Below are 16,594 nucleotides of genomic sequence, written 5' to 3'. Positions count from 1 at the left end.
ATACCTTTTTTGATCATGGAAATCTACAATGGGTTGAATTTGGAATCGTTACATCCCCAAGATCCAAGCAATGGGTTTCGAGAAAAAGCTAATGATGTCAGACCCCAAGCTTAAGTAAGGATCCAGCGTTACTTGACGTAATGGCCTTACGAATACAACAAGCAGGAAAATAACGGATGCCCATTGTTCAAACTTTTGCAGCGATTCCGTGTATCTCAGATCCACTAGATCTTGAATAATTCGATAACCATCTAATGGCGGAATCGGAATTAAATTGAACAGGAACAAGGTTATATTAATGCTCAACATCAATTGTAAAAAAAGAACAATTGCGTCTTTACTACCTTTGGAAACTCCTTCCAACCAACCATATTTCTGGAATAAAAGAGCAACAAATATCGTGATAATGGCCAGAATCAAGTTACTCAGCGGCCCCGCTGCGGTCACAATAATCCCCATCAAGCGTGGTCTTTTGAAATTGCCACGATTCACAGGTACAGGCTTCGCCCAACCAAAACCAGCAATCAAGAGCATAATTGTACCGAACAAGTCCAGATGGACCATCGGGTTTAAGGAAACTCTGCCGAACTGATAAGCCGTAGAATCTCCCAATTTATAGGCGCTATACGCATGAGCAAATTCATGAATGGTAAAAGAAAGAACGAGGACTAGAATAACAAACGGCAATGTACTCCAGTCATAAAACAGTAATCCTCCCATGTATGGACACCTACAGCTTTCTAGCTACAATCACGACCCAATTCGAATCATAGTTTTTCTCTACGATCGTAAATTTGGCTGCAATTAGTGCTTTTTCTACATCTGCTTCTTTGTTTGTAATAATCCCCGAGGTGATATAGTAACCACCTTGCTGCAAGACTTCATACACTTCATCAACGAAGAGAACAATGACTTCTGCCAAAATATTCGCGACAACTAGCTGTACAGGAATCGAAACACCCAGCTGCGCAGCGTCTTCGGTCTCGCTTTCTTTCAGTACTCCGAGTAAATCACTAAGTTTGACAGTAATCTTATCTTCGAGCTGATTTTGTTTTGTATTATCAAGCGCACTCGTTACAGCTACTGGATCCAAGTCAACAGCGAGCACATGCTTCGCGCCTAGCTTCGCAGCTGCAATCGAAAGAATACCAGATCCAGTTCCCACATCAATGACGTCGTCACCTGGCTGGAGTACCTTCTCCAATGTTTTCAAACAAAGAGACGTTGTCGCATGCGTACCTGTTCCGAAAGCCATCCCAGGGTCAAGCTCCAAGATTAATTCATCAGGCGAAGCTGTATACTCTTCCCATGTTGGTTTAATCGTCAAACGGTCAGACACACGAATAGGTTTAAAATACTGCTTCCAGGCATGCGCCCAATCCTCATCGTCTACTTCTATTAATTCAAATGTAGGATTTCCAGTATCGATATCGAACTCTTTAAGCTGCTCAACAGATTCTTTCAGGTTAGCCATGATGGGCTCCATATCTGTGCCATGGTAGAAGTAGCCTTTAATGACGGCTCTTCCCTCTGGGATATCGTTAAAAGGTGTTTCGTACAATTGACCAAACGAGGTGTCTCTCTCTTTGTTTAAGGTTCCTGATTCTTCAATGGAAACGCCACCGGCGCCCAGTTCATGAACAAAGTTCGTAATCATTTCTATTGCTTCTTCTGTCGTATGTACAGTTAATTCCTGCCAAAGCATCGGTATTGCTCCTCCTGTCGGTTATCACTTACAAATAAACCAAGCCCTAAAACGGTTATTTGGGCTATTTTCACACTGATTATTGTACTACACTTCGCTTCTTGGGTAAAATGGCGCATAATTTGTAAGCGCTTTAAAAATATTTTGCATCCTAACAACTTCCTAATACCTTCATGTTACATTGAAAAAGTGAGCAATGCTTAATCGTCTCTCTTGCTATTATTCATCATTAGAATGGAGTCATCACATGTACAAAACACTATTCATCTCACTTGTTTTCGTTGGTGTAGCGATGTCAGCACCTTTCACGACACCAACCATGCTTGCGGATAACTATAGCCAAGTTACGGCTCATCGCGGCAGTTCCGCTGTCACACCCGAGAATACGCTCTCTTCCTTTCGTCAAGCCATCATCGATCGAGCAGGCATTGCTGAGCTGGATGTCCAAGAGACAGCCGACGGAGTCGTCATGGTTATGCACGATAATAAGGCCATCCGCACAACAGGAATTAATAAAAACATGTGGGAAATCACCTCCTCGGAGCTAAAAGAGGCAAGCGCAGGCAGCTGGTTTAGCCCGAAATTTCAAAATGAGCTTGTGCCCACGCTGGATGAAGTCATAGGATTAGCCAAAGGTCATATAAAGCTGAATATAGAAATGAAAAATAACGGGCACGGTATGCTGCTCGCTGAAAAAACAGTAGACCTTATCCAAGCACACAGCTTTGAGAAGGAATGCACGGTGACATCATTTGATGCCAAGTTGCTTTATACTGTGAAAAAGCTTAATCCCCAGATCAAGACCGGCCTTATTGTGGGGCAAAAAACGGAAAACATTGTCGCCATCATGCAGAGTTCTGATTTCGATGTTATTTCTGCAGCCTATCCCCTCGTAACTGAATCATTCATGAAGCTTGCCGAGGCACATCAGAAGGAAGTCTATGTATGGACGGTCAATCAACCGACAATCATGAAGCAAATGCTTGCACTCGGTGTATCCAGTATTATTACGGACCATCCAGACCAACTTGTTCAAGTCATGAGTGGGCAGTAAGCACTTTCTTATATAATAAAAGCATCTGATCAATCAGGCTTTTGCCTTTTGATCAGATGCTTTTTTGAGATTACATAGTTCCGCCTGCGCTTTCAATAACACGTACTGCCTGATCATACACGGCATCGTCGATGACGGCAGCCAGTATAATGTCAATTCCCGTTACACCGCCACCCCCTCCGTCGCTTAAACCGCTTGCTGCTGGGTCTGCCGCAATCAGGATCCCTTCATCAGGTGTAGAAACATCTGCAGCCTGAGTTAACGTACCCAAGCTTCCGAAGTCCCCCGCATAGGGATTCATCGCGGATTGCAAACCACTGCCTGCATATCTGCCAAATCGATCTACCTGAACGTCAATAGCACGCAGTGCTTTCAGCTTAGAAGCTGCTCCCTCTGCTTGCTCCGGCGAATGAAAATAGGCGAGAATACTTTTCTCTGCCATTACTGTTCTTCCTGTCTGTAATCAGCTGCTTGCGCTCTCTCAGCCGCCTCGAAATCATCGGCATCAGCAACCTCAGCGGCGAATTCGACATCCTCATTTTTGGTTACAGGTAATTTATTCTGCTCTTCCTGATTATGTTTCTGACTCATCTTTGAACCTCCTAGAAACCGTTAAATTAACATCCATTTTTTATTGTGCCAAAGGATGGTTTTTTTATGCCACAAAAAGAAGATGACCGTCTCTCTCGCAGACGGTCATCTTCTTTACACAAACGGACATCTCATTTAATTTTGTTGCCTTTTATAAATCAGTTTGGAGAGAGTCACGCTGATTTCATACAACAAGAATAAGGGAATGATGACTAGGATGTCCGAGATGATATCAGGTGGCGTTATGGTTACAGCGGTTACCGCCAGCAGAAAATAAGCAAGTTTGCGCATTTTAGCCATTCTTTTCGGAGAAAGCACACCTATTTGTGTTAGGAACATGACAACTACCGGCATTTCAAATAAAACACCAAAAGGTACTGTCATATTCACCATGAATGTAAAATATTTCTCCGCCGTATACATCGTATCGAAGTTTCCTGCCATCCCTTCCAAAAAGGAATAAACCATCGGATAGATGATAAAATAACCGAAACTAACCCCGATTATAAATAGCAAAGCCAAAGCTGGTATAAAAGCTAGAGTCGCCTTATATTCGTGAGCTCGAAGTGCAGGCTTTACAAAGAGCCAAGCTTGCCAAGCCAAAATTGGCATCGTAACAGCTATAGCCAAAACACCGCTAAGCATGAAATATACCCAGATGACATCAGACGGAGCGAGTATCGTAAGCTTACCTTCCACATCACGTACTAGCCAACGATATACGTCTTGAACAAAAACAAAAGCGACGCAAAACGAAATAAAAAAGGCGATAAGTGTAATAATAATTCTTTTGCGCATTTCCTCTAAATGTAGGACAACGGATTCTTGCTTTTTGGAAGTGGTCACCGCGATTGACATTGTTTAATTTTTGTCAGCAGCTACATGCGGCTTCAAATCTTCTACTTTCTTCGGTTCTTCATTTTCATCCTTATCCCCGTTTAACAGCTCGCGAGTACCGTTCTTAAATTCACTTAGTGTACGACCGAAAGCACGTCCTAGTTCAGGTAATTTGGAAGGTCCAAAAACAATAAGAGCAATAACCAGAATAATAATTAGTCCGCCTACACCGATATTTCCGAATGGCATTTGAAGTATCCCCTTTGAATGAAATAAGTTCTGATTAGATGAAGATCCCCACTATGCAGTGGGGAATTTACAATTTCGTTAATGGACTGCTTACCGAAGCAGGTATTAGCCTAGCTTGAATCCGCTGATTGCAACTACGCCGCAACGAGGAATCGTGTCACCTTTACGGTGCGGCCACATGCCTGTAGGCTTTGCCAAATCAGTAGTCAATTCACCTGGATGCTGAATGGAAAGGAACAGCGTTTGTTCATTCGGCGTAAAGAATGGGCCTGTTAATTCACTTTCCTTAGGCGCTGAGGCAAACTGCATGGCAACACCTTTGCCTTGACCTATGGTTGGAATTACGAATAATCCATTATTCATAAATGATTTGTAAACACCTTTGTTATGGCTGCTAGTGGAAATGTCTGTCACAACCCATAAATTCCCGTTTGAATCAAATGCTAGATTGTCAGGGGAACTGAATCCGGATTGACGACCTCCAGCAGCGAAGATTTCGAAATCAAACTCAGTTGCGCCAAGGTCATTATCCAATTCGAAAATGCGAGTGATATGACCATGGATATTACCGTGGGTATCATTGTTTGTATGGCAGATAAATACCGTGTTATCGAAAGGTGAGATCTCGATATCTTCCGGACGGTCTGTTGGTGTACCTCCAAGAATAAGAGCAGCCTCATGACAGTAAGTAACAATATCACCTTGCGTTTGGAATTTCTTTTGCAGCTCTTCTCTTTTGCCGCTCACACCAGCTGGATTTTTGAACTTTTCATTGTCTAATGCTTTCGTAACAGCCTCGATCGTCACTGGAACCCATTTACCTGATTTCAGGTTAGCCACATATAAGGTACCTTCGGATAACAAAGCGGAGTTACCGCGACCCAATGATGGCTCATACTTATGTTTAGAAACGAACTTGTACACACAAGCGTCTTTCTTGTCATCTCCCATGTACACAACCACACGTCCGTCTTTGGCTATTCCCATAGCGGTGTTTTCATGGTTGAATCTACCTAACGCTGTATGTTTCTTCAAGAACGTACCGTCGAAAGGATCCACTTCGATAACCCAACCATAGTGAGTTTGCGGCAAACCAGCGGATTCAGCAGTTTCAGAGAAGTTTTCTTCACAAGATAAAACCGTATTCCACAAAGTCACTCCACCGGAACAGTTAGCAAATGTCCCTTGAACTGTCGTCGCGCCATTTAATGCGGTAATCCCTTTAGCAGGGCCTGTAAGCTCAAATTTTGTAAAACCGTTGATTCGACGAGCATATTTTGATGTCGTATCCATCTTCCAAGTTCCTGTTTCATCTAAGAACACTTCAATGACAGACATCCCTTGATAATAAAGATCTTTTTCAATTTGTTCTTTCGTTAATTTGCCGTCTTTCACTGGTCCTATGGAGAAAATTAATGAGTATTCATGATTTGTAGCCAACAATCCGCGTGTGTTGGATCCATTGATTGGGAAAAAGGCATTATAATCAGCTGCTTGGCCAAATTTTTCACCTGCGCTGTTAATCACATCATCAAAAGCTGCAACAACGTCGTATTTGAAACCTCTAGGTAAAATAAGTTCATCTTCTTTGGAAGCCTCGATCGGTTCAAAATAACCGCTTACTTTGTTGGTCCCGAAACCGAACAAGTGGTCTGCAGTTGGCGACATAGCGGATGCTTTGCCTTCGAGTGTGCCTAGTCCTGCGGATGCTGCGGCTAATGCGGCAGCTCCGGTACCTATGTAAGATAAGAACGTACGGCGGTCAATATTTTTTTCCATTGATATGTACAACTCCCTTAGAAAGTTATTAGACTTCTAAGACAAGCTTAACTTGTGAACATCAACACAGTGTTTTGCTCATTTAAATGTTTTGTAAATGAAAGAATAAATAAAAAAACACCCCATATGAAACCTTCAACAGATTAATCTCTGTGAAAGCTCCGTGGGATGTTTCATTCTTCTCGAAGGGTATTAATCGCCTAAGAAGGCTCTCTTCATACGTTCAAATATCGATTGATTTTGCTCGGAAGTATTTTCGCCGCTTTGTTTACCAAATTGACGGAGCAAATCCTTTTGTTCTTCACTCAAATTCGTTGGCGTCATCACAATCACTTTCACATGTTGATCACCTTGACCGAAGCCGCGAAGGTGAGGAACCCCTTTACCTTTTAAGCGGAAATACGTATCGGTTTGCGTACCAGCAGGAATTTTGAGCTTAACTTTCTCAGTGAGTGTTGGAATCTCGATCTCATCACCTAACGCTGCCTGCATGAAGGTTAATGGAACTTCACAATAGACATCATTGCCTTCACGTTCGAAGAATTCATGTGTTTTCACACGAATAACGACGTAAAGGTCGCCTGCAGGGCCCCCGCGAGTTCCGCCTTCACCTTCGCCGGATACACGAAGCTGCGCGCCATCATCAACACCAGCAGGAATCTTGATGTGGATGGTACGCTGTTTTTTTACCTTACCAGCGCCATGACACGTTCCGCATTTATCTTTGATGATCTTCCCTTGGCCATTACAAACCGTACATACACGACGGTTAACAATACGTCCAAAAGCTGTATTCTGTACGACTTCCTGCTGCCCGCTGCCATGACAACCGCCGCAAGTTTCCGGCTTCGTACCTGGCTTAGCACCGGATCCGTTACACGTATCACAATTTTCAGTTCGAGGAATATGGATATCGGTTTCTTTCCCGAAAATCGCTTCTTTGAACTCAATCGTCATCGTGTATTGCAAATCATTCCCGCGTTGTGGAGCATTGGGGTTACGACGGTTTCCACCGCCGCCACCACCGAAGAACATATCAAAAATATCCCCGAAGCCGCCACTGAAGTCTTGGCCGCCCATACCTTGGTTAGGATCTACATGACCAAAGCGATCATATTGGGCTTTTTTCTGATCATCGCTCAAAACATCATAAGCGTCTTTCGCTTCTTTGAATTTATCTTCCGCATCTGCGGCTTTGTTCACGTCAGGGTGATACTGACGAGCCATTTTACGGTAAGCCTTCTTGATATCATCTTGCGATGCATCTTTGCCTAGCCCAAGCACCTCATAATAATCACGTTTACTCATTGTTCCACTCCCATGTTCAAGACTACAAACGGAAAGTCAAAGCCACGGAGAGACTCCTGTTGGCTTTGACTCATACGTTTTCATTCAAATAAGTGTTTAAAAAATGGCTTTCAAAGTCAACTTTTTAAACTTCATCTTTAGTTAGGATATGATTATTTTTTGGGTTCGTCAACAACTTCGTAATCTGCGTCGACAACATTCTCTCTGCCTTTAGGGGCTTCGCCAGCACCAGCTTCGCCTTCAGCACCTTGTGACTGAGCAGCTTGCTCATACAGCTTCACGGAAAGTTGTTGAATGACTTCTGTCAACTCTTCTGTTGCTTTTTTGATCGCTTCGAGTTCGTTACCAGCTAGAGCAGCTGTCACTTTCTCTTTTGCAGCGTTCGCTTTGTCGATCTCGCCTTGGTCTACTTTATCTCCAAGATCTTTGATCGTTTTGTCAACGGAATATACGAGTTGATCCGCTTCGTTACGAGCTTCTACAAGCTCTTTACGGATACGGTCTTCCTCAGCATGAGCTTCCGCATCTTTCACCATTTGTTCAACTTCTGCATCGCTTAAGCCGCTGGAAGAAGTGATCGTGATTTTTTGGCTTTTGCCAGTTCCTTTGTCAAGTGCAGACACGTTAACGATACCGTTCGCATCGATATCGAAGCTAACTTCGATTTGCGGAACGCCACGTGGAGCTGGAGGAATATCACCAAGCATGAAACGGCCTAGTGTTTTGTTCCCGCTAGCCATCGAACGCTCACCTTGAAGCACGTGAATCTCAACGCTAGTTTGGTTATCTGCATAAGTGGAGTACACTTGTGATTTCGTTGTAGGGATTGTTGTGTTGCGGTCGATCATTTTCGTGAACACACCGCCAGCTGTTTCGATACCAAGGGAAAGTGGTGTTACGTCAAGAAGAACGACGTCTTTCACTTCACCTGTCAATACACCAGCTTGAACAGCTGCACCAAGGGCAACAACTTCATCTGGGTTAACGCCTTTGTGAGGCTCTTTACCAGTTAATTTCTTGATCGCTTCAACAACCGCTGGGATACGTGTGGATCCACCAACAAGAACAACTTTATCGATTTGGCTTGTGGACAAACCGGAATCCTGCAGTGCTTGACGAGTTGGTCCAAGTGTTCTTTCAACAAGACTAGCGGAAAGCTCTTCGAACTTCGCACGAGTTAGGTTCAACTCCAAATGCTGAGGAACCCCGTCAGCTACTGTAATGAACGGCAAGGAAACGGTTGTTGTCAGTACGCCGGAAAGCTCTTTTTTCGCTTTTTCAGCTGCATCTTTCAAACGTTGTACCGCTGCTTTATCTTTGGAAAGATCTATGCCTTGCTCTTTTTTGAATTCAGCTACGAGATAATCGATGATGACTTGGTCGAAGTCGTCGCCGCCAAGCTTGTTGTCTCCACTTGTTGCTTTAACTTCAAAGAAACCATCGCCTAATTCAAGGATGGATACGTCAAATGTACCACCACCAAGGTCATAAACGAGAATCGTTTGATCTTCTGTTTTTTCCAAACCGTAAGCTAGTGCTGCTGCAGTTGGTTCATTTACGATACGAAGAACTTCAAGACCAGCAATTTTACCAGCATCTTTTGTTGCTTGACGTTGGCTGTCATTGAAATAAGCAGGAACCGTAATAACAGCTTGCGTTACGGTTTGACCAAGGTAAGCTTCAGCATCAGCTTTCAGCTTTTGCAGAATAATAGCTGAGATTTCTTGTGGTGTGTAATCTTTGCCATCGATGTTTTCTTTGTGGTTAGTACCGATGTGACGCTTGATGGAGCTAATTGTTTTGTCTGGGTTTGTGATTGCTTGACGCTTTGCTGTTTCACCAACTACACGCTCGCCATCTTTCTTGAAACCAACAACGGAAGGGGTTGTACGGTTACCCTCCGGGTTAGGAATTACGACGGCTTCGCCGCCTTCCATTACGGCAACGCAAGAATTTGTTGTACCTAAGTCAATACCAATTACTTTACTCATGTAAAGCTGCCTCCTTTTGCTCCTATGGAACATTTCGTTTATTTGAATGTTGAGAAAAATAAGATCTCTTACACGCTAACTTTGACCATGGCAGGTCGGATGACTTTATCTTTGAGGATATAGCCTTTTTGCAGTTCTTCTACCACGATACCTTCTTCGTGTTCTTCGGATTCAACCTGCATAACCGCTTGGTGGAATTCCGGATTGAACGGTTGACCTACGGAATCGATCGGTTTAAGCCCTTCTGCGGTTAGCAGTTGATCGATGCCGCGGTACGTCATATCCAAGCCTTTCACCAATGCGTCGAAATCCTTCGTCTCCTTGCTTGAAGACAGCGCGCGATCAAAGTTATCTACAATCGGTAAAAGCTGTTCAATCAATTTTAGCGAAGCGTATTTCGCGAAATCTTCCTTCTCCGCTCTAGCGCGGCGGCGGAAGTTGTCGAAGTCCGCTTGAACGCGTAATAAACGCTGATAGTTTTCTTCTGCTTGCACACGCGCCGTTTCCAACTCGCTAACTTCTTTGGTTTCCTCAGAAACCTCCGCTTGCGAATCTTGGCCTACCGCTTCTTGTTGTTCAGCGGCTTGCTCGCCTTCGGCTGCGTATGTAGTGTTCACGTCTTGCTCGGCTGTTTTGTTATCTCCAGTACTCAATTGTCCTTCACCTCCTAAACATAATACATCATAATCTCTCTGACGTCAGTTTGCCCATCTTTAAGCCTCTTCAAAAGGCTGCTTCATCTTAATAACCGTATGAATACGCAGCACAGCGGCAGCAACTTCTCCAGCCGCTTGCAGAGCGTGAATTTTCACATCAGCTGGATCCACAATGCCTGCTTTTAAGAAGTCAGTTACTTGTCCCGTATCGCAATCGATACCGAGACTGTCGGTTTCCAGCGCAATCTGCGCGGCTTTCAGCTCTTCAACCTTCTCGAGCGGATTGTAGCCCGCATTGACGACAATCTGGGCCACCGGCTTGCGAAGTGCCCCTGCGACAGCGGCAACACCGAAGCCTTCCATGCCCTTCATCGTCTCGCGGACGCGCTCGAGATCATGGGCGACCGCCATCTCCGCGGCGCCGCCTCCGGGCAAGTACCCGCCGCGTACGGCGGCTTGAACGGCTGAGGCAGCGTCCTTCGCGATGCGCGAGCGCTCGTGCGCCGCTTCGCGTGTCGCGGCGCCGACGATCACGGTCACGTGCTGCTCGCCGTGACCGCGCGCTACGCGCACGCGCTCTAGCCGCTCATCGTACGCGGCATAACCCGCGTGCCCGAGGGCGGCACCAAGCTCCGGCGCGCTCTTGCGCAGCGCTGTGCGCCGCACCGGCCTAGCGCCGGTGTGCTCGCTCAGCAGCTGCATGTCCCTGCGGGACAGCCGCTGCAGCACGATAATGCCATGGTCGGAGCAGAACTGCTCCGCCTCGGGGTCGACCCCGCGGTCTGATGCGATCAGACCGACGCCAAGCTCCAGCAGCGAGCCTAGGCTGCTGCGGAACTGCTCCCGCAGCTGCATGTAGCGCTGGAAGCCTGCCTCGGTGACCAGCGCTTCTTCGCTGACCGCCTCAGGCTCCAGAGCATCATGCAGCACGAGAATTCGAGCATCGCGCAGCTCATGCTCCAGATGCAGGTTCATCGGCTTCTGGTTCAGCAAAATGCCGGTCCATACCTCACTGCTCGCCTCTTCATGGGCGAGCACGCTGTCTGCGAAGCGGTAGCCGTCTTCGCGAAGCTTCGCCTCACCGACCGCTTCGGCGGCTTGAACGATGAGCTTTGCGATGTCCGCCTGCTCCCTACCGGCCGTGATAGCAATGCGTTTCAGCGCGCTATCACCTAAGCCGGCAATCGCGCGGCTTCGGCTTTGTAAGCTTTTTACCGCCAGCTCGATGCCTTGCAGCATGCCGCTAACGACCTTAGCGACCGGTACGCCGCGCGTCACCTGAGCGACACCTTCTTGCACCAAAGCTCCGGCAAGAACCGTTGCCGTCGTTGTACCGTCGCCGATTTGTCGCTGCTGGCTGCGTGCGACCTGAATCATCAACCTAGCCGCAGGATGAGTGACGTCCATTTTTTCCAAAATAGTTACACCATCATTGGTAATGATGACTTCACCCTGCCCACCAACTAACATGGTATCGAGACCTTTGGGTCCGAGTGTCCCCTCGACCGCAGAACAAATCGCTCTTACGGCTGCAGCATTGTTGACCAGCGTAGAGTAACGTTCCTCTCCCTCGCTATGAACTGTTTTCATTCCGCTCATTTGCCATACCAACGCCCGAGAACGACTTCAAGATGTTTCGACAAATGCTCCATTAAGCTAATGACCCTGCCATATTCCATACGGGTAGGACCTAGAATTCCTATCGTTCCAAGAGGCTTATCGCCAATCGAATAGGAAGCCGTTATTAAGCTGCAATTATTGATAGCTTCAATACTATTTTCAGCACCAATTTTAATCTCAATGCCTTCATTTGACGATGTAAACAGTTTGATGAGGGTAGGTGCTTCTTCTAATAGATCAAAAATGCTCTTAACCTTGTCAACATCCTTGAACTCGGGTTGGGTCAACATATTCGTCATACCGCTTAGGAAGACGCGATCCTTCTCATTGCTTTGAAGCACGCTTTCCACAACCGCAAGAAGCTCTTGATACCCGTTCACATACTTGCTTAACTCGCTCGAAATTTCATTATAAAGCCTGGATTTAAATTCGATCAACGGTACGTTTTTAAGCTTTGCATTCAGAATATTAACAACCTTCTCAATATCAGACATCCGTATGCCTTCAGGAATGGAAACTGTTTTATTCTCCACATGCCCCGTATTCATAACAATAATGGCAACGGCTGTCGTTTCTGAAAGCGGGATAATCTGTAAGTGTTTCAGCGTTGTACTGAATACCTCAGGGCCAAGCACGATCGATGTATAATTCGTAAGACTGGAGAGCATCCCCGCAACATGCTGGATCACACCTTCCATCTCTTGAATACGTTCGGCAAAAGCACCCTTCATGGAGTTCAAATCGTTATTATGCAAGGTACCATGCCCAAGCAAATGATCGACATAATAGCGATAACCTTTGTGCGAGGGTATACGACCTGCGGACGTATGGGGCTGCTCCAAATAACCCATTTCTTCGAGATCAGACATCTCGTTACGGATCGTCGCCGGACTGAATCCGACATTGCCCCGCTTCGAAATACTTCGCGAACCAATTGGCTCTGCTGAACGAACATAATCATCAATGATTGCACTTAAAATCATGCGCTGACGCTCCGTCAACATAAGGTACCCCTCCTCTTCACAAATCACTATTTGCCACTTTCGTTAGCACTCGTATTTAGTGAGTGCTAAATCCTAATACAAAAATAACAGACCCTAAGGTCTGTTGTCAAGTCAATCCAAACGTTTAAGTACGGCGATTTCGTCGCAGCAATACTGTTTTTTGCAATGCATACAATCTTTCCAAACCTTCTCCGGGAAAATCTCTTTTGGCACGAGGGTAAAGCCGTTTTTTTGAAAAAAAGCTACTTCATACGTGAGCGCCATCACTTTAATTATGCCTTGGCTCCTTGCCTCTTCAACTAAGAAGTTCACAAGTTTCCCGCCAATTCCTTGCCCCTTGTAGCCTTGGGTCATCCCGAGTGAGCGAATCTCAACAAGATCAGGCCCAAGCCGTGTGAGGGATCCGCAGCCTATCAGCAAGCCATCCGATTCAGCGACAACGAAAGTGTCGATCTGTTCCTCCAGCATCTCTTTGCTCCGCGGCAGCATAATTCCCTGCTTGGCATAGCCTTGTATAATATCATGCAGCTTCTCAATATCACTTATCGAAGCTTTTCTAACGGACACTGTAGTTGATAGATTCACTGTCATCCCACCAATCGCAACAAAATGCATAAAACCCACGCTAGCGCCACTACGGCTTTGCCGCTGATTCGCTTGTGGATTCATGTATAAATATACATTAAACCGTATATTTGCACAAGAGTTTTTTGCATCAAAACAGGTCTCTCGCTGTTACTCGCCTAGGCAAGGAATGAAGCAAAGACTTCGTTGCCAAGCAGGATGCCATGTTTGGACAATCGATACCCATCCGGCGTTTGTTCAAGCAGCTGTTTTCGCAGCCAGCCATTCAAGGTTTCCCCGAATTGGGATTCGATGGTGGTTCCGAATTGTTCGATAAAATCCGCATTGCGTACACCTTCCAGCAATCGCAATCCAACCATCATGAAGTCTTCCATAGCTTCCTGACGCGTTACCTCAAATTGTTCCATGATCGGCAGGCCTACCTTGGCAGCATCGATATAAGGTTGAATTCCCTTCACGTTCACATGACGCTGGCCATTCATATACCCATGAGCCCCTGCGCCAAGTCCATAGTAGGAACGATTACGCCAGTACATTGAGTTGTGTCTGCTCTCTCGACCAGGTTTAGCGAAGTTGCTGATTTCATATTGCTTATAACCCGCTGTCTCTAACCTCTTCATGATGAGTTCGTACATATCGACTTCTTCATCTTCACTTGGAAGAGGCAGTTGATTCTTGTTGAACAATGTGTGAAACAACGTATTCTCTTCTACTTTTAGGCTATAGATGGAGTAATGCTGCAAATCCAGAGATAAAGCCTCATCTAAGGTAGCCTGCATGATATCTACAGTTTGTTTGGGAAGACCGAACATCAAGTCAATGGAGAGGTTATCGAAACCTAGCTTTTTGGCATTCGCGATGCTTCTATGCACATCATCTGTATTATGAATGCGCCCAATCGCGGCAAGCAAATCATTATTGAAAGATTGCACACCGAAACTAATCCGATTGACGCCGCCTTCTTTCATCACGGCCAGCTTATCTTCGTCCGTCGTTCCTGGGTTTGCTTCCATGGAAAACTCGACTTCCCTACTTTCTGCCGGGAAATACGTACGAACCATGCCCAGAAACCGTTCCATCTGATCAGGAAGAAGTACCGTTGGCGTTCCTCCGCCTACGAAAATCGTTTCAACCTTGATCGGCGGATTATTCCTAACCGTAAGTTCCATCTCGCGCTCAAGCGCGTCCAGATATTCCATAACGGGCTGACCTTTGAGGACATAAGAGTTGAAGTCGCAATAATGGCATTTGTTTGTGCAAAACGGGATATGAATATACACAGCGGTTGGGGCCGTATAGGTTACTAACATAGGGGTATTTCCTTTCTATTGAGAAAAAGCCAAGGGGCAGAGTTACTCTGCCACCCCAGCTTCTCATTCATTTCAAACTATTCGTCGATTTTAAGAACAGCCATGAACGCTTCTTGCGGCACTTCTACGCTGCCGACTTGCTTCATGCGTTTCTTACCTTCTTTTTGCTTATCAAGGAGCTTACGTTTCCTTGAGATGTCACCGCCGTAACATTTGGCGAGTACGTTTTTACGCATCGCTTTAACCGTCTCACGTGCTACGATCTTCTGTCCAATCGCCGCTTGAATCGGCACTTCAAACATTTGCCGCGGAATCAGTTCCTTCAGCTTATCACAAATGATTTTGCCACGATGATACGCGGTATCACGGTGAACGATGAAGGATAGCGCATCCACTTGCTCGGCATTCAAAAGAATGTCCATTTTCACGAGATTCGATTTCTTGTAGCCAGACACTTCATAGTCAAATGAAGCATAGCCCTTTGTTCTTGACTTCAACATATCGAAGAAATCATATACGATCTCGGATAACGGAATTTCGTACGTTAATGTCACACGATTGGTATCCAGGTATTCCATGTTCATATATTCACCGCGTTTGCCTTGGCACAGCTCCATAATTGTTCCTACGTAATCATTCGGAACAATAACCGATGCTTTGACATAAGGCTCTTCAACGAAGTCAATTCGCTGTGGATCTGGATAGTTCGATGGATTATCGATTTCCATCACATCGCCATTCGTTAATGTAATGCGGTATATAACGCTTGGCGCCGTCGTTATCAGCGGAATATTAAACTCGCGTTCAATCCGCTCCTGAATAATTTCCATGTGCAGCAGACCCAAGAAACCGCAGCGGAAGCCAAAACCTAAAGCTGTAGATGTTTCTGGTTCAAAACGTAGAGAAGCATCATTCAGCTCCAGCTTCTGCAAAGCTTCACGCAGATCGTTATAATCCGTTGTTTCGATCGGATACAGTCCGCAGAACACCATCGGGTTGATTCGGCGATAGCCTGGCAGCGCTTCTGGCGCCGGGCGATCCGCTTCTGTAACCGTGTCCCCGACTCGTGTATCCCCTACATTTTTGATACCGGCTACAACGAATCCTACATCTCCAACCTCAAGAGAAGGAACGGATGCCATTCTCGGTTTGAAAGCCCCGACTTCAATGACTTCAAACACCTTGTTCGTCGCCATCATTTTGATTTTGGAGCCCGCTTTGATAGAACCATCGACAACGCGCACATAAACAATAACACCTTTGTAGCTATCGTAATGGGAATCGAAGATCAATGCTTTCAGCGGATTGTCCGGATTTCCTTGCGGAGCCGGGACTTTCTCACAAATTTGTTCGATAATCTCTTTAATCCCAATACCGGCTTTTGCGGAAGCATGAACAGCCTCGCTGGCATCTAGTCCGATAACGTCCTCGATTTCCTGTTTCACTTTATCAGGATCAGCACTAGGTAGATCGATTTTATTGATGACAGGTAAAATTTCTAAATTATTTTCTAATGCCAGGTACACGTTGGCAAGTGTTTGCGCTTCGATACCTTGTGCAGCGTCTACAACCAGCAGAGCGCCTTCACAAGCAGCAAGGCTTCGGGAAACCTCGTATGTAAAGTCTACATGTCCCGGTGTATCAATTAAATTTAGAATATAATCGACGCCATTGTCAGCACGATAAGCCAATCTAACCGCCTGAAGTTTAATCGTAATTCCACGTTCCCGCTCCAAATCCATCTGGTCCAGCACTTGCTCCTGCATCTCACGCGACGATAACGCGCCCGTATATTCCAGAATGCGGTCTGCAAGCGTTGACTTGCCATGATCGATATGAGCGATAATTGAAAAGTTGCGAATTCTTTGTTGTCTTTCTCGAATGTCCGTCATGCTAAAGACTAAC

16 protein-coding genes are annotated in these 16,594 nt (G+C 45.7%); 1 reads left to right on the top strand and 15 read right to left on the bottom strand.

Annotated elements, in window-relative coordinates; all coding sequences use genetic code 11:
* Positions 1 to 48 precede the first annotated feature (48 nt).
* Both QFZ78_RS37045 and prmA read right to left on the bottom strand, forming a co-directional pair.
* Positions 49 to 720, bottom strand: a complete 672-nt coding sequence (locus QFZ78_RS37045; RefSeq protein WP_307554978.1) for a site-2 protease family protein — start codon at positions 718 to 720, stop codon at positions 49 to 51.
* Positions 721 to 730: 10 nt separating this feature from the next.
* Complete coding sequence (prmA, locus tag QFZ78_RS37040) at positions 731 to 1,705, bottom strand: 50S ribosomal protein L11 methyltransferase (RefSeq protein ID WP_307554976.1); 975 nt, start codon at positions 1,703 to 1,705, stop codon at positions 731 to 733.
* Between the two features lie 247 nt (positions 1,706 to 1,952).
* Between prmA and QFZ78_RS37035 the strand changes: the two genes are divergently transcribed.
* On the top strand, positions 1,953 to 2,759 hold the full coding sequence (locus QFZ78_RS37035; RefSeq protein WP_307554974.1) for a glycerophosphodiester phosphodiesterase: 807 nt from the start codon (positions 1,953 to 1,955) through the stop codon (positions 2,757 to 2,759).
* Between the two features lie 70 nt (positions 2,760 to 2,829).
* Here QFZ78_RS37035 and QFZ78_RS37030 read toward each other — a convergent pair whose 3' ends face one another.
* From QFZ78_RS37030 to lepA, 13 genes are all read right to left on the bottom strand, one after another.
* A complete protein-coding gene (locus tag QFZ78_RS37030) occupies positions 2,830 to 3,201 on the bottom strand; it encodes a hypothetical protein (protein ID WP_307554972.1) in 372 nt (123 codons plus the stop codon).
* The gene (locus QFZ78_RS37025) at positions 3,201 to 3,350 is read right to left on the bottom strand and encodes a YfhD family protein (protein WP_307554970.1); all 150 of its coding nucleotides are present in this window, start codon (positions 3,348 to 3,350) and stop codon (positions 3,201 to 3,203) included. The genes QFZ78_RS37030 and QFZ78_RS37025 overlap by 1 nt, the downstream gene beginning before the upstream one ends.
* A 135-nt stretch (positions 3,351 to 3,485) precedes the next feature.
* On the bottom strand, positions 3,486 to 4,208 hold the full coding sequence (tatC, locus tag QFZ78_RS37020) for a twin-arginine translocase subunit TatC (protein ID WP_373460126.1): 723 nt from the start codon (positions 4,206 to 4,208) through the stop codon (positions 3,486 to 3,488).
* 3 nt (positions 4,209 to 4,211) lie between these two features.
* Positions 4,212 to 4,436: a twin-arginine translocase TatA/TatE family subunit gene (gene tatA / locus QFZ78_RS37015; RefSeq protein ID WP_307554966.1), complete on the bottom strand. Its 225-nt coding sequence runs from the start codon at positions 4,434 to 4,436 to the stop codon at positions 4,212 to 4,214.
* A 105-nt stretch (positions 4,437 to 4,541) separates the two neighbouring features.
* Positions 4,542 to 6,215 (bottom strand): PhoX family protein, encoded by a 1,674-nt coding sequence (locus tag QFZ78_RS37010; RefSeq protein WP_307554964.1) that lies wholly within the window; start codon positions 6,213 to 6,215, stop codon positions 4,542 to 4,544.
* A 192-nt stretch (positions 6,216 to 6,407) separates the two neighbouring features.
* Positions 6,408 to 7,523, bottom strand: a complete 1,116-nt coding sequence (dnaJ, locus tag QFZ78_RS37005; RefSeq protein WP_307554962.1) for a molecular chaperone DnaJ — start codon at positions 7,521 to 7,523, stop codon at positions 6,408 to 6,410.
* A gap of 152 nt (positions 7,524 to 7,675) precedes the next feature.
* Entirely contained in the window at positions 7,676 to 9,514 is a 1,839-nt protein-coding gene (dnaK, locus tag QFZ78_RS37000; protein WP_307554958.1) for a molecular chaperone DnaK, read from the bottom strand.
* A gap of 68 nt (positions 9,515 to 9,582) precedes the next feature.
* Positions 9,583 to 10,167 carry a nucleotide exchange factor GrpE gene (grpE, locus tag QFZ78_RS36995; protein ID WP_171643710.1) on the bottom strand — a complete coding sequence of 195 codons (585 nt, stop codon included), beginning with the start codon at positions 10,165 to 10,167 and terminating at the stop codon, positions 9,583 to 9,585.
* Positions 10,168 to 10,227: 60 nt separating this feature from the next.
* On the bottom strand, positions 10,228 to 11,769 hold the full coding sequence (locus QFZ78_RS36990; protein ID WP_307554955.1) for a TCP-1/cpn60 chaperonin family protein: 1,542 nt from the start codon (positions 11,767 to 11,769) through the stop codon (positions 10,228 to 10,230).
* The gene (hrcA, locus tag QFZ78_RS36985) at positions 11,766 to 12,794 is read right to left on the bottom strand and encodes a heat-inducible transcriptional repressor HrcA (RefSeq protein WP_307554953.1); all 1,029 of its coding nucleotides are present in this window, start codon (positions 12,792 to 12,794) and stop codon (positions 11,766 to 11,768) included. The genes QFZ78_RS36990 and hrcA overlap by 4 nt, the downstream gene beginning before the upstream one ends.
* Before the next feature lie 111 nt (positions 12,795 to 12,905).
* Complete coding sequence (locus QFZ78_RS36980; protein ID WP_235551025.1) at positions 12,906 to 13,379, bottom strand: N-acetyltransferase; 474 nt, start codon at positions 13,377 to 13,379, stop codon at positions 12,906 to 12,908.
* 158 nt (positions 13,380 to 13,537) lie between these two features.
* Positions 13,538 to 14,689, bottom strand: coding sequence for a radical SAM family heme chaperone HemW (gene hemW, locus QFZ78_RS36975; protein ID WP_307554950.1), 1,152 nt, complete (start codon positions 14,687 to 14,689; stop codon positions 13,538 to 13,540).
* A gap of 77 nt (positions 14,690 to 14,766) precedes the next feature.
* Positions 14,767 to 16,581 carry a translation elongation factor 4 gene (lepA, locus tag QFZ78_RS36970; protein ID WP_307554948.1) on the bottom strand — a complete coding sequence of 605 codons (1,815 nt, stop codon included), beginning with the start codon at positions 16,579 to 16,581 and terminating at the stop codon, positions 14,767 to 14,769.
* Positions 16,582 to 16,594: the final 13 nt, after the last annotated feature.

Source organism: Paenibacillus sp. V4I5 (genome assembly GCF_030817255.1).
GTDB lineage: Bacteria > Bacillota > Bacilli > Paenibacillales > NBRC-103111 > Paenibacillus_E.
Note: the sequence above shows the minus strand (reverse complement) of the source record. Positions and strands in the feature narration are given on the sequence as shown.

Coding starts and splice junctions, on each gene's coding strand:
- prmA (WP_307554976.1), bottom strand. CDS start 1,705: ATGCTTTGGCAGGAATTAACTGTACATACGACAGAAGAAGCAATAGAA.
- hrcA (WP_307554953.1), bottom strand. CDS start 12,794: ATGTTGACGGAGCGTCAGCGCATGATTTTAAGTGCAATCATTGATGAT.
- lepA (WP_307554948.1), bottom strand. CDS start 16,581: ATGACGGACATTCGAGAAAGACAACAAAGAATTCGCAACTTTTCAATT.
- QFZ78_RS37045 (WP_307554978.1), bottom strand. CDS start 720: ATGGGAGGATTACTGTTTTATGACTGGAGTACATTGCCGTTTGTTATT.
- dnaJ (WP_307554962.1), bottom strand. CDS start 7,523: ATGAGTAAACGTGATTATTATGAGGTGCTTGGGCTAGGCAAAGATGCA.
- dnaK (WP_307554958.1), bottom strand. CDS start 9,514: ATGAGTAAAGTAATTGGTATTGACTTAGGTACAACAAATTCTTGCGTT.
- tatC (WP_373460126.1), bottom strand. CDS start 4,208: ATGTCAATCGCGGTGACCACTTCCAAAAAGCAAGAATCCGTTGTCCTA.
- tatA (WP_307554966.1), bottom strand. CDS start 4,436: ATGCCATTCGGAAATATCGGTGTAGGCGGACTAATTATTATTCTGGTT.
- QFZ78_RS37010 (WP_307554964.1), bottom strand. CDS start 6,215: ATGGAAAAAAATATTGACCGCCGTACGTTCTTATCTTACATAGGTACC.
- QFZ78_RS37035 (WP_307554974.1), top strand. CDS start 1,953: ATGTACAAAACACTATTCATCTCACTTGTTTTCGTTGGTGTAGCGATG.
- QFZ78_RS37030 (WP_307554972.1), bottom strand. CDS start 3,201: ATGGCAGAGAAAAGTATTCTCGCCTATTTTCATTCGCCGGAGCAAGCA.
- QFZ78_RS36990 (WP_307554955.1), bottom strand. CDS start 11,769: ATGAGCGGAATGAAAACAGTTCATAGCGAGGGAGAGGAACGTTACTCT.
- hemW (WP_307554950.1), bottom strand. CDS start 14,689: ATGTTAGTAACCTATACGGCCCCAACCGCTGTGTATATTCATATCCCG.
- QFZ78_RS37025 (WP_307554970.1), bottom strand. CDS start 3,350: ATGAGTCAGAAACATAATCAGGAAGAGCAGAATAAATTACCTGTAACC.